The sequence below is a fragment of the Colwellia sp. PAMC 20917 genome (assembly GCF_001767295.1).
Taxonomy (GTDB): Bacteria; Pseudomonadota; Gammaproteobacteria; order Enterobacterales; family Alteromonadaceae; genus Colwellia_A.
In genome coordinates, this window is record NZ_CP014944.1 from 2277305 (window position 1) to 2290723 (window position 13419).

General features: G+C 37.6%; 12 protein-coding genes. 4 read left to right on the plus strand and 8 right to left on the minus strand.

Annotation, left to right across the window (positions count from 1 at the left end):
- The first annotated feature begins 1 nt into the window (after position 1).
- Entirely contained in the window at positions 2-646 is a 645-nt protein-coding gene (locus A3Q34_RS09825) for a nucleotidyltransferase family protein (RefSeq protein WP_070375197.1), read from the plus strand.
- Between the two features lie 212 nt (positions 647-858).
- Here the strand turns inward: A3Q34_RS09825 and A3Q34_RS09830 are convergent, their stop codons facing one another.
- Entirely contained in the window at positions 859-1266 is a 408-nt protein-coding gene (locus A3Q34_RS09830) for a GFA family protein (RefSeq protein ID WP_070375198.1), read from the minus strand.
- Positions 1267-1619: 353 nt separating this feature from the next.
- Between A3Q34_RS09830 and A3Q34_RS09835 the strand changes: the two genes are divergently transcribed.
- Positions 1620-3953: a fatty acid cis/trans isomerase gene (locus A3Q34_RS09835; protein ID WP_070375199.1), complete on the plus strand. Its 2334-nt coding sequence runs from the start codon at positions 1620-1622 to the stop codon at positions 3951-3953.
- A 150-nt stretch (positions 3954-4103) separates the two neighbouring features.
- On the opposite strand, the gene A3Q34_RS09840 is transcribed toward A3Q34_RS09835, so the two are convergent.
- From A3Q34_RS09840 to A3Q34_RS09850, 3 genes are read right to left on the minus strand one after another with little or no spacing between them, the layout of a single operon-like run.
- Positions 4104-4811, minus strand: coding sequence for an energy transducer TonB (locus tag A3Q34_RS09840; protein ID WP_070375200.1), 708 nt, complete (start codon positions 4809-4811; stop codon positions 4104-4106).
- Positions 4808-5404, minus strand: coding sequence for a sigma-70 family RNA polymerase sigma factor (locus tag A3Q34_RS09845; RefSeq protein WP_070375201.1), 597 nt, complete (start codon positions 5402-5404; stop codon positions 4808-4810). The genes A3Q34_RS09840 and A3Q34_RS09845 overlap by 4 nt, the downstream gene beginning before the upstream one ends.
- 9 nt (positions 5405-5413) lie before the next feature.
- Positions 5414-6022, minus strand: a complete 609-nt coding sequence (locus A3Q34_RS09850) for an energy transducer TonB (protein ID WP_070375202.1) — start codon at positions 6020-6022, stop codon at positions 5414-5416.
- A gap of 287 nt (positions 6023-6309) precedes the next feature.
- On the opposite strand from A3Q34_RS09850, the gene A3Q34_RS09855 reads away from it, so the two are divergent.
- Positions 6310-7752 carry an ATP-binding response regulator gene (locus A3Q34_RS09855; protein ID WP_083277967.1) on the plus strand — a complete coding sequence of 481 codons (1443 nt, stop codon included), beginning with the start codon at positions 6310-6312 and terminating at the stop codon, positions 7750-7752.
- A gap of 35 nt (positions 7753-7787) precedes the next feature.
- Here A3Q34_RS09855 and A3Q34_RS09860 read toward each other — a convergent pair whose 3' ends face one another.
- The 3 genes from A3Q34_RS09860 to A3Q34_RS09870 form a co-directional block, all read right to left on the minus strand.
- Positions 7788-8171, minus strand: a complete 384-nt coding sequence (locus A3Q34_RS09860) for a hypothetical protein (protein ID WP_070375204.1) — start codon at positions 8169-8171, stop codon at positions 7788-7790.
- Positions 8172-8202: 31 nt separating this feature from the next.
- A complete protein-coding gene (locus A3Q34_RS09865; RefSeq protein ID WP_070375205.1) occupies positions 8203-9201 on the minus strand; it encodes a WD40 repeat domain-containing protein in 999 nt (332 codons plus the stop codon).
- 173 nt (positions 9202-9374) lie between these two features.
- Positions 9375-9848 carry an NYN domain-containing protein gene (locus A3Q34_RS09870; RefSeq protein ID WP_070377094.1) on the minus strand — a complete coding sequence of 158 codons (474 nt, stop codon included), beginning with the start codon at positions 9846-9848 and terminating at the stop codon, positions 9375-9377.
- 138 nt (positions 9849-9986) lie between these two features.
- Between A3Q34_RS09870 and plsB the strand changes: the two genes are divergently transcribed.
- The gene (plsB, locus tag A3Q34_RS09875; protein ID WP_070375206.1) at positions 9987-12428 is read left to right on the plus strand and encodes a glycerol-3-phosphate 1-O-acyltransferase PlsB; all 2442 of its coding nucleotides are present in this window, start codon (positions 9987-9989) and stop codon (positions 12426-12428) included.
- A 104-nt stretch (positions 12429-12532) separates the two neighbouring features.
- Here plsB and ubiA read toward each other — a convergent pair whose 3' ends face one another.
- Positions 12533-13396 carry a 4-hydroxybenzoate octaprenyltransferase gene (ubiA, locus tag A3Q34_RS09880; RefSeq protein ID WP_070375207.1) on the minus strand — a complete coding sequence of 288 codons (864 nt, stop codon included), beginning with the start codon at positions 13394-13396 and terminating at the stop codon, positions 12533-12535.
- Between the last annotated feature and the right edge of the window lie 23 nt (positions 13397-13419).

The window sequence follows — 13419 nt, forward strand, 5'->3', positions numbered from 1 at the left end:
CATGAAACACCCTGATTATAACTTGAAAATAGTGCTACTGGCGGCAGGTAAAAGTGAACGTTTTAACGGCATTAAGGTACTCGCAAAAGTACAACGACAAGAAACATCAATCACTTTACTCGAACATGCTTTACAACAACTTTCTTTGGCACTTAAGACACTGAATATCAGTAACAAAAATATTCGTGTCGCCACAGGGCGTTATCATCAACAAATAAGCGAATTATTAGACGACCCCGGCCTCTTAGATTATTGCGAAGCCGCTCATTTAGGCTTAGGACATACTATTGCGCAGTCAGTGAATAATCTACTCAATGACCATAAGTGTATTAGCCATATAATGATAACTCTGGCTGACCAAGTTGCCTTGAATGCCGATGATTATAGCCTATTGATAAAACAGTCTTTGGCTTTACCAGACAAATTAGTTTGTGCAAAAGCAGGAGAAGAGTTAATGCCCCCCGCTATATTTCCTTGCACTTATTTTACTGAATTAGCTCAGTTAAAAGGTGATAAAGGTGCTAAAGCTATTTTATATAACAATAAGGATAAGCTAGAAACTGTCAGTATTGCCCACGCTGAAAAAGATATAGACACCCAGCAAGACCTACTTGACTGGCATAACAATAATGATGGCATTTTATGACAGTATACTCACTGAAGATTTATCAATCATCGGCTTTGACAATGTTATTTTCACCTTCTATTTGTAGCCAAAACTAACGACAATTAATAACCCTGTCAATGAAGTGGAAAGCATGTCAGCAAAACTAGTACTCAAGAGTGTTTTTCAAAGAGAAAGCGTCGACATACAAGATGTATTCGCCCCCTAATTTAGTTGTCAATAATGCGTTAATTCTATTGCCGGTTAGGCTCAAAGCTATCATATTCTGGCAGGTTTACCTTTAAGTCTTCCCAGTTTGCTTTTGAAGTGACAAAATTATGCGAGCTGGGTCTTTCTATAATATCAGAATCAACTATACCTAAACGAAGTCTCAGCCTTGTTGGGTCTTGCTCATTTGAACTAAAAACAGGCGAACCACATTTTGAACAAAAGTGACGATTTCTACCTGGCTTGAAGGCAAAGGTTGTTAAAAAAGCTTCACCTGAAGTGATCTCAAAATCAGCGGTATTAATAAAACCATTGGTAGCAAAAGCCGACCCGCTATTCTTTCGACATAATGAACAATGGCAGTGAATAATATCACTTATTGCCCCACTAATTTTAAGGTTTATCGTGCCACACAAACACTGACCTAAATACATATAATCCACCCCTTTGGTTTATCTTTATAAGACACAGCATTAGCCTTGAGTCTCAGTAATCGTTATAGATTCTATCAATAACTTGTCATTATTATCATCTAAAAAAAGCGATATAGATAAATAGGCAGTTTTATCCCAAACCCAGTAATTATCTGCTTATTATTACCGACATAAACCATAGATAGGGTTCACCTCCTCATAAATAAAACGGCTACAAATAGCGCTTTATTCATCGTGCTTTGTTAATAGATAAAGATGCCCTAATAAAAAAGCACTTAACCTTATCGGCTATTTATATTAAAATTGTTAGCTTAAGCAGCGATTGTCTGCACGTTTTATGCTTTAGGATTTTAATGCGTTTTTTTAAATTATTACTACTTTTCATCTTTATTTCAGGTTGTGCAACGATCACTTATGTTGAGCTTGATGACCGTTACGGCTTTTCAAACCCAATTCATCGCAGCAATGTTACGACTATAACGCCACAACAAAGCGAGCTGTTTCATAATCAAGTGCGACCAATTTTAGAAAATCGCTGTATTGTTTGTCATGGCTGTTACGATGCACCTTGCCAATTAAAAATGGAATCTATTGCCGGTATTGAACGAGGCGCCAATAAAACTGTTGTTTATGATGGAGCCCGTTTACAAGCGATCCCGGTAACTAATATCCAAGGTAATCCTAAAACAATTGACCAATGGCGTAGTGAAGAGTTTTATCCTGTTTTAAATGAACGCCAGCAATCACCACAAGCCAACTTAGCCAGCAGCTTGATGTATCAAATGCTACAGCTAAAGCGTAATAATCCATTACCTGACGAGGTGATTTTATCAAAAGCCTTTGATGTTAGTCTAAACCGCCAGCAAGAATGCCCCACCATAGATGAATTCAAACATTATCAAGAAAATAACCCTTTAGGTGGCATGCCTTACGCTTTACCTAATTTACCTGATGATGAATACCAACAATTAACGCTATGGTTAGCTGAAGGTGCAAAAATGCCTGCGGCTACTGCACCAAATGCGACTGAGCTTGTTATGGTTGAAAAATGGGAGACTTTTTTAAATGGCGACTCTAAAAAAGAACAGCTCGTTGGCCGATACCTATACGAACACTTATATTTAGCCAATTTATATTTTGACGCTAGCCAGCAAAGCTTTTTTAATATCGTTCGTTCAAAAACACCACCCACACAAGCGGTGCAAATTATTACCACTCGTCGCCCGTTTGAAGACCCTAACGTTGAGCGCGTTTATTACCGTTTACAGAAAAAACAAGCAACAGTTTTAGCAAAACGTCATATGCCTTACCGTTTTGATTTAGCGAAACTTACTCGCTATAAAGCGTTGTTTTTTAGCCCCGATTACACGGTAGAGGAACTCCCTGGCTATAAACTAAAATACGCATCAAACCCTTTTATTACCTTTCAGGCACTGCCTCTTGAATCTCGTTATCGCTTTTTGCTTGATGAAGCGCAATTTTCAATTATGAATTTCATTAAAGGACCCGTTTGCCGAGGTCAAATTGCCCTGAATGTTATTGAAGACCAATTCTGGGTGGCCTTTGAGAACCCAGAGAATATTGATATGTTTGGCATAAACAAATTTTTAGTTGAACACAGCAAACTCTTACAGTTTCCAGCCGCAACCAGCAGCAGCGTATTATCGATTCTAGATTGGCGCGAATATGCCAGTCGACAAAAAGAATATGTCGCAGCAAAAAAAGCCTTTATTGACAGCCTTGATTTGCGAGCTGGCAATATTGACCTTGATTTAATTTGGAGTGGTGAAAATAATCCTAACGCTGCACTGACTATTTTCCGGCATTTTGACAGTGCTTCAGTGGTTAAAGGTTTTGTTGGCAAGCCCCCCAAATCTGCTTGGGTGATTGGTTATCCACTACTTGAGCGCATCCACTACTTATTAGTTGCTGGATTTGATGTTTATGGCGATGTTGGTCATCAATTAAAAACCCGTTTATATATGGACTTTTTACGTATGGAGGGTGAATCAGCTTTTTTAATGTTATTGCCCCAGAAAGTTCGAAAAGAGACCCACGACTTATGGTATCGCGAGACAAGCTCAGATGTTAATGACTATAATTTTTTAGCTAACTTTGCTGATCTGCCCGATTCGGGGATTGAATACCAAACTGACCAACCCCAAGCAGAGTTATACCAACTGCTCAAGGAGCATACCGCAACAACACACAATAATAGTCATCAATTAACGTCGTCAATTAATGACTATAAATTCAAACGCTTGGAAAATTTAACCGGTGAAAGTGTTTCTTTACTACCAGAAGTCAGTTTTGTTGTCGTAAATGATAGCAACACAAGTCAGGTATTTACCCTGTTGAGAAATTCTGCTCATAGTAATGTAGCTCATTTGTTTGCAGAGAAAAAACGTCGGCTACAAGCAGAAGATACGATCACCGTAGCCAGAGGCGCCATAGGGACTTACCCAAAAGCGTTTTTTAATATTAGTCAGCAAGAAGTGGCTGAATTTATTGTTGCTATAGAAAATATGAAAACAAAAGATGATTACTTTAATTTGAAAAGTCGTTATGCGATCAGACGTACCAATACAGACTTTTGGACGTTTTCCGACAAACTGCATCAGCAACTAAACAATGATCAAGGTATTGAGTTTGGTTTATTAGATTACAATCGTTTGGAAAATAAGTAATAGCACTGAAAAAAAGGCAAAAAAAAGGCGTTTCTTGAAACCAAGAAACGCTTTATAAAAACATAAACACTAAGGGAAATAAACTCTCGTATAATAAGAGCACCTATTGCCCGATAAGTTCAAATTAATTTAAATAAATAAATTAATTATTTATTCTAACGTGAAATCGAAAATAATTTCATAGCCCTCTTCACTATATATTCCACGACGATAACGCCATTTTGAGAGCGCTTTTCTAGCAGAGATATTAAGCTCCCGATTAACACTCGACTCGACAGTGCTAATATTTAAAACTTCACCTTGTGGCGAAATACTATAAGCCAGCTTTACGGTCCCTGATTGTCGGGTTCTAATGGCGTCAACCGAATATTTTGGTTGTTCTTGATAGAGTGGCACCAAAGATAACGTTGGTGGCTTGATATCCGCTGTCACTGAAACAGTGACAACATCAATAGGCAGTGAAAGAATTAATGTCTCTGGTCTATTATTCGCTCCAAGGGCAATTTCATTCTCAGACTGAGCAGGAACAACATAAGGTTGTTTCGGTGCTAATGGCGGTATAACAACCGCAATAAATTCATCTTCTGGGGTTATTTCTTGATATTCAACGACACTCAGCTCTGTTGGCGATTTTGGCGCTGTTTGGAGGTTCGCTTGCTTAGAAAAATGACTTATCACGGCTAAAATACTAAATGAAGCCACTCCTCCTAAAAATAATAGGCTCAATAACTGTATCAGCGTATATCGCGATTTTTTACTTTTTTGCAAAGCTGACAAATGAATTTCTGGTGCAATGACTTGTTGCTTTCTTTGTTGATAAAGTGAGGCGATCTCTTCATCACAGGATGGGTGTTTCATGATTTATCTTCCAATAAATTTTTAATATAAGTTCTGGCATAACGCAAACGGCTTTTAATCGTTTCAAAGCTTTCACCGGTTAATTCGGCAATTTGTTCAAGTGAAAAACCTTCTTGTTGAAAAATAAAAGCTTCTCGCTGGTAAAAAGGCAATAAGGTAATTGCTCGATTAAAAAGGGCTAATCTATCAATATACTCAAATTGTTGCTCCAGTGAGTGATTATTGGTCTGCGACAATAGTTGTATATCTGTGGCCGCACCCTGCTCATCAAGGGATTGTGTTTGCCAACGGTTTTGCCTTCTTAATTCATCAATTAAGGTATTTCTAGCAATGGTAAACAACCAGCTTTTAACATTGCTGTGTGCTGGATGGCTCGCTTTAATGTTCATCACCTTTAACCACATCGACTGAATAATATCTTCAGCGGTTTCTTTATCAGACTGGCTCAATAGATAATGATAAATTGGCTGATTAAATTGCTTAACCAGCAAAGTAAAATATTTATCTTTGCTGGTGCCAATATAACGCGTTATTAATATTTCAGGGCTGATAGTTGGATTAAACCAACCCTTAACCATAGAAGGTAACTTCAAAGGCGCATCCTAACTTTGTTGGTCCATAGAAAAATCTAATTGTACGGTACGACCTTTTTGATAGACCGCTGCTCCATCAACCGATTTTGCCTGATATTTCCATTTTCTTAAAGCATGTCTAGCCGCTTTATCAAAAATACGTTTTGGCTGAGCGTCAATTACTGAGATATTAACAACTTTACCGACTTCATTAATATCAAAAGCTAATTGCACCCAGCCTTCAGTTCCTTTTCTCATCGCTTCTATTGGGTATTTAGGATTAACACGTACGATGGGGCGAGCCTCATTATTATTCATCCCTTGGTATTGCTTAAAGCCAGTACTACCTCCCGTCATTGAGATTGGAGCTGATTGGTAGGATAAATTGTGCGTGCCACTTGCAACATCAATCGTCACAACATTTCTTGGCATAGGCTCTGGTGGTGCTGGTGGTTCTAGCTTTACCTTATCGGTTTTAATAACTTTTGAATCTTCAGGTAATTGTGCCACTTCAACAATAACATCGGTTAATGGCTTAGTAATATTGACACTGTCGTTACTGATTAAATACGCCATAAAAGCAAATAAACTAAAAGTAATAATAACTGCCAAGCTGATATAAGATAATAATTTAGCCATAGTAATTCCTTTATTTAACAAACAAAAAACAGATATAAGCGCTAAAATTGCGACTTATACAGGTAAAACGCTTGGAAGAAGTAAAAGGGGTTAAATTATTTTTAACTAAAGGGATATTTATAAATAGCCCGGTGATTACTCATCATTAACTATATTTTAAAATGAGGGGGGTTGGTTCTATAAAAATAACATTAGCTACTGTTCAAAACAGAAATAAAGAGTATAGTTAATGAGCGCTTAACGTTCTTTTATCACCCAGGGCGCTTTATTTAAGACAAGGAGCAGTTATGATGAATTCAAATATTTTCTTAGTAAATCTACCCGATCAGGTCTCTAAAAGTTTGCTACCCGTATTACAGGGCGAAAATTTAGGACATGTCGAATCATTCATAGCTGATGACCTCACCCAACCTCTTAAAGTCGCTATAACAAACACTGATTATCTCATTCTTTATATTGAAAAGATTGATGAAGAGAGTATTACCAGACTTAAATTAAAACAAAATGTCCCCACTTTATTGATCACCCGTTCTCTTAATTTTGAAATGGAAAGAACCGCTAAAGAACATTACATTGATATGGTGGTCAATGAAAATGATAGCGAATTAAGCTCTCTTATTTATGGTTTTATTAGACAACACGATATTTATCGTTTTCAACACGCACTGGTTGTGGATGACTCAAGAGTTGATAGCCGTATTGTTGCCAATATTTTGAGCAGTGAGTTTATTCATAACGACACTGAGCTCAATAGCGAACAAGTGATAGAGCGCTTAAGATTAACACCCGCAATTAATATTCTGATACTTGATTATGAAATGCCCTCTAAAAATGGCTGTGAATTAATGCAAGAAATAAAGGAAACTTTTGTGGATCGATCTTTTATTTTTATTGGTTTAACCGGCAATAGAAATGGTGCGATTAAATTTTTAGCCAATGGTGCTGATGATGTTTTTATTAAGCCAATCGATAATGAACTCTTTACCTTAACGCTTAGAAGACTGATCTTTAATGCGCATAAAATGAATAAAGATCAATGCACTCTCAACGACTATAAAAAAATCATTAATAATATGACTAAGGAAATTTCTGACCCTATTTACGTATTAACAACGGTGAATGATTGTTTATTAGAGGGAAAAGTCAGTAAGGCACAATACCAAAATTTTAAAGAACTTAGCCAGTTATCCAAAGAAAAATTAACCCGTACTTTTGACAGTTTTTTAAATTATTTTACCATTTCTAACTATATGCAAAGCTCTGCTTTAAAGTCATCTTCGTTGCAATCAATGATAGCAACACAACTATACCTCGAATCAAGCAGAGATAAATTACGTAATATTATCGTAAAAAAATCGTTTGATGACGATATTAAAAACTTATGTGTTCCAGAGAAGATTGGTCAAGTTATCAATCAATTGACTCATGATGCCGTGATGCGGTCACAAAACGGTGGTGAGCTTAAAATTCGACTTTATACAAAAAATGAGGATATTGTTTTTGAAGTAGAAGACGCCTCACCTTTAGATAAAGCCACTCCGCTGACATCTGTAGAAATAGAAAAATCCCCTGAAGGTATGATCCAAACACCTATTTTAAATCAATTACTTTGCCAAAAAATTATCGATGAATACGATGGTTCTATAGGGGTTCATCATGAAAATAGTGGCGACGTCCATTTTTTTAAAATCCCCAAAAAGACATTTTATTTAGGTGAAATATATCATTAGCTTATAGCTTTATTGGTTAATCTTCTGGCTAGTAATTAATTAATTTCTTCAAATGCGACTACATAATAGCCGTCCATTAGCGCGCTTTTCAATTCGGTATAAACTTTAAATCGCTTAACGCCATGGCGCTTGGTCTGAATATTTACGGTCACCATAACAAAGCTATCTTTTTCAGCATCTATTGATTCCATACTCAGTTCCCATAAGCTTTCAACGACCTTCTGATAATGGGGATCTGGATAGGCTTTTTGCCACCAGTGATTCTTATCTGGTATATCGGCTAAATCCCAACCAATAATGTTAGTAAAGCTTTGGTTCAAATAAACAATAGTATGATTTAGCGCTTCTTCATTAAGCTCAACAACCAAAATAGGCAGTGGTAACATATCAAAAAATGTTGTTGGAATTGGCTTAGACAAAGCAGTACCTCTAACCTAAAAGGTTATAAAATTAATGAACAGGAAAATGCCACAGTTCTATAACGCCATCACTATTACTGGCATTAATAAACTTGATAGTTTTAACATCTTTGATAGTTTCGCTATCCCCATCATTCATTGCGACACTTAATACCGATGCTCGGCCATTTTCCATTGTTGACTGCCACTGAGCGAGTAATGCGCCATCGGCCACTCGCCATAACTGTAATACTTGCCTGGGTGAGCCAGTTAAAAACAGTTGTTTGTCAGCAGAAAAAACAGAGTCATTCACTTCCATAAATTTTAAGTAAGTATCTAATTCAGCAATGAGCTGACCTGTTGCTAGGTTCCAAAATTTGCGTTCTTTAACCGCGTCAATACTAAAGCCAACCAAACCGTCGCTACTGATATCAACATGATTAACTCGACTGGCATGACTAAATTCAAAAAGGGTTTTACCCGTTGAAGTATTCCATAACTGGGCCACTTTATCACTTGAACCGGTAAAAGCAATTTGACCGTTTTCAGACAGGCTCACCGCGTTTATATCTAAACGATGTTTTTGAAAAGTAGTGACCTTATTCGCTTTGGTATCAATAACACTGGCTTTACCGCTACGAAATCCTAATAACAGTAACTGACCATTTTTAGACACCGACATATCATTAATTATATTATCTGCGACTTGCCACTCACCGACTATTTCAAGATTATCAATTGTATATTGCTTTACAGACACACGATTAGAAAGATATAAGAACTGATTATTATTACTGATATAAGCGATTTCAATATGTTGTGCATGATCAGCGGGAAGGCAATTAGGTAATATTGATTGGTGATTGTTTTGCCAAAGACAGACACCATTACCATTAACAACCGCCGTTAACTTACCATCATCTGAAAGGGCTGTGGTTGCTATCGCTGATTTACTGTAACTGCTTTTGCTAACCGCTGCAGAATTATAGACGTCTTGTTGACTACAGGCTGATGCAAATAAAGACAGCATCAGTAATATCAATATTTTCATTGTCTAATCATTTTATTTCATCTGTATGTACAACTACTATCGCACATCTTTAAGAAAAAGCGGATAATTTTTGTTCGCTGGCGATCAAGGGTATATGGCAACATTAGCAATCATTAAGATATGGCCATAATAATTGGCAGACCACAGACTCACTGTCATTTCGACAAACAAAGTTATATTAGTAACCCGTCATCTATCGGAAAATAATCATCCGCCGCGTTAATTAATGAATTAGCGGTTAAAGCGGATACACCATAAACATGTGTGGTTACTCCATAACGCTCTTTAACTTTACGAAGTAGTAAATCAAAGTCGCCATCGCCAGATAATAATATAACGGTATCAACATCGCAGGCACTTTCCATGACATCAATGGTAATACCGACGTCCCAGTCACCTTTGGCAGAGCCATCTCGACGTTGAATAAAAGGCTTAAGCTTTACCTCAAAGCCAATATGTTTTAACGCTTTTTGAAATTTATGTTGGGCATCATCACTGCGTTGAATGGCATAGGCATTGGCGATAACAATATCGCCTTGCTCACTAATTTGTTGCCAAAACTTTCGGTAGTTAAACTGCCTTTGAAAGCTATCACGGGTGGTATAGTAAATATTTTGTACATCTACAAATATAGCTATTTTGTTCAGTTGGCTTGTCATTTATTACTCGATGATAAAAGAAGGATGTTGGTGATGGCCACCATTACCAAAAACCATAGGCAACATGCTACAATAAAGCTACTATTAAAAACATGTCTAAAAGTATAATAATTCAGAGAAAACTCGATGTCAGCCATACGTTCATTATTCTATTTCTTATTACGTTTCCCGATAAAATTGCTTGTTCGCAGTAAGATTGTTCCTGACAACTATTTAGAGTCAGAAGAAGTAAAACTTGAACAGCCACAGTTTTATGTTATTCGTCATCAATCTGCCAGTGATCTACTTGCCCTACGAAAAGCCTGTAAAACCTTAAAATTACCCGATCCACTAAGCCTGGTAACCATTAATGGGCAAAGTTTTTCACGTTTATTGTGCTTAGAAAAACCTACACCGCTGTTTCGTTGGCGAAAAGCAGGTCATACCGAAGCGATTACCCAAGGCTTCGAATTATTAAAGCAGCACAGCATCGACGAAAAGTTAGATGCTCAGCTAATACCTGCTCATGTTATTTGGGGTAGAACACCAACCAAAGAACATAATAATGCCAATATTGGTACTGTTTTAGCGGATCAAGAATCACCTTCGTGGTTACGAAAATTTTTTATTGTATTATTTTTAGGGCGTAATTCTATTGTCCGATTTAGTGAAGCGATTTCTTTTCGTTTTATGGCAGACAAGCATGGTACAACGCAAGCAAGTGCACAAAAGTTAATGCGTATTGCTCGTTTTCACTTTTACCGCCAAACGATTGCAGTAACGGGCCCAAGGTTAATGCACCGTCAACAAATGTTTGCGACACTGCTTGCTAATCCATCGATAAAACGCTTAATCAGCGACGAAGCCAAAAGCAAAGCAATTAGTGAAGAGCAAGTGAAAAAGCAAGCCCTTGCCATCATGGATGAAATTGCCGGTGATTACCGTGACTCTATGGTTCGTTTAGGCGCGCGTATTTTAACTTGGCTGTGGAGTCGCTTATACAGCGGTATAAACATCAATAATGCAAAAGTGCTGCGCGATCTCGCTCAAGAAGGCCATGAAATTATTTATGTGCCTTGTCACCGAAGCCACATGGACTATTTACTACTTACCTATGTCATTTTCCAAGAAGGCTTAGTGACTCCTAGAATAGCCGCTGGTATTAATTTAAATTTTTGGCCAGCAGGCCCTATCTTCCGCAAAGCCGGGGCGTTTTTTATTCGTCGTAGCTTTAAAGGCAATCGCTTATATTCCACCATCTTTCGCGAGTATTTAGGCTTATTATTTGAACGTGGCTACTCGGTAAAATATTATTCTGAAGGCGGACGCAGTAGAACTGGCCGTTTACTACCCCCTAAAACGGGTATGCTTGCCATGACGATACAAAGCTTGCTTCGTGGCATTGACCGTCCGCTAACCTTAGTGCCGGTTTATTTAGGTTACGAGCATGTCATGGAAGTCGGCACTTACCATAAAGAATTAAGTGGTAGCCAGAAGAAAAATGAATCTATCTTTGGTGTTATTAAAGCGATTAAAAATTTACGAAATTATGGAAAAGGTTACGTGAATTTTGGTGAACCTATCAATATTAACCAGTTCTTAAATAAACAGGTCCCTAACTGGAAAGACGATATCGACCCTATTGATCCACAAAAGCCAACATGGTTAACACCAAGTGTTAATATTCTGGCTGATCAAGTAATGACACATATCAATCAAAGCGCCGCCATTAACGGTACAGCTTTAGTCGCACTTATTCTGCATGCTTGTAATAATAAAGCACTCGCTAAAACAGAATTAATAAGCCAGCTTGATTTATTTTTAAACTTACAGCGCAATGCGCCTTATAGTCAGCAATTGACCATCCCCAGTGAAGATGGCCAGCAACTGCTTGAAGAGGTTATCTCTCTTAATAAAGTCACGGTTAATCAAGACAGTTACGGCGACATTATTTCATTATCTGAAACCGCCATTTTAGAAATGCGTTATTACCGTAATAATATTTTACATAGCTATATATTACCTGCGCTCATTTGCCGGATATTGGAACGCCATAGCAAAATAGATATCGACACTTTATTAGAACAGGTGCAACGGATCATCAGTTTAGTGAAAATTGATTTATTTTTATGGCAAAGCGAAAGTGATGTTGTGGAACAAACAGAGCAAATAATAAAATTTTTAATGGCCGAAGGTCTTATTCGAAAAAGTAAAAGTGGCTTTTTAAGCGTAGTAAATGACGTTGAACTGACCAGTAATATTCGCTTAATCGGCGAATGTATTAATGAAACCGTACAACGTTTTACCATTATCTGTTCATTAACACATCGTTTATCACCCATTAGTAAAAATGACCTTGAAGACAAAGTTGTTGCTATTGCTAAGCGCTTATCGGTATTAAATGATATTAATGCTCCTGAGTTTATTGATAAAAAAGCCCAGGGAATTTTAATTAAAGCCATGATTGAGCAAGGCTATATTAATAAAGATGAAAACGACCAGCTCGTTGACAGCAGTACTTTAGGGTTGTTGAAGTCGTCGGTCACTCAGCTGATAGATATTGAAGTTTTACAGAGTATTATTCGTTAACTCTTGCGCGAATAAAACGAGCTATATCGTCATCCTGAACGATTATCAGGATGACGCACCACAAGCATAATGTTGGACCTCATGATTATACGGAGCCGTAGTGACTAGAGGTACTCTATTGATATGCCAATAAAAATCACTAAACCTACAAAATGATTATTCAAAAAAGCTTGAAAGCATTTATCACGCTCTCTATTGACAATTAAAATTTGTTGATAACAAAAAAATCCGGCTGCAACCACAATACTCAGTTGATAAGGCCAACCAAAAGCAAGCATTTCACCCACACTCATTAACAAAGCTAGTGTGGCCAGTTGAAGAAATAGAATAATACGTTTGTCATGGCGACCAAATAGAATCGCCGTTGATTTTATGCCAATTTTTAAATCGTCGTCGCGGTCAACCATCGCATACATAGTATCGTAAGCTACCGTCCATAATAAGTTAGCGCTAAAAAGTAGCCAAGCAACTGTGGGGATTTCACCCATACCTTCGGCAAACGCCATAATCATCCCCCAGCTAAACGCTGCACCTAATACCACTTGGGGTAACTGGGTATAGCGTTTCATAAAAGGGTAACTTGCTGCCAGTAACACCGCAATCACTGACAATTGAATGGTGAACCAACTTAAGGTTAAAACTAAGCCAAGCGCGATGCCAATCAACAACCCAAATAACGATAACGCATCGTTTGGCGTTAATATACCGGTAACTAATGGCCTATGCTGGGTACGTTTTACTTGTCCGTCTACTTTACGATCTGCCCAGTCATTAATCACACACCCTGCGCTGCGCATAACAAAAACACCTAAGGTAAATACAGCTAGCCAATGTAAGGGTGGAAAACCATCGCCCGCTATCCATAACGCCCAATATGTTGGCCATAATAGCAAGTAGGTACCGATCGGCTTGTCGGCGCGAGTAATTGTTACAATGCCTTGCCACTTATCTGCAAAAGAATTTGTCATATATTATCCTGAAGATTTGTTAT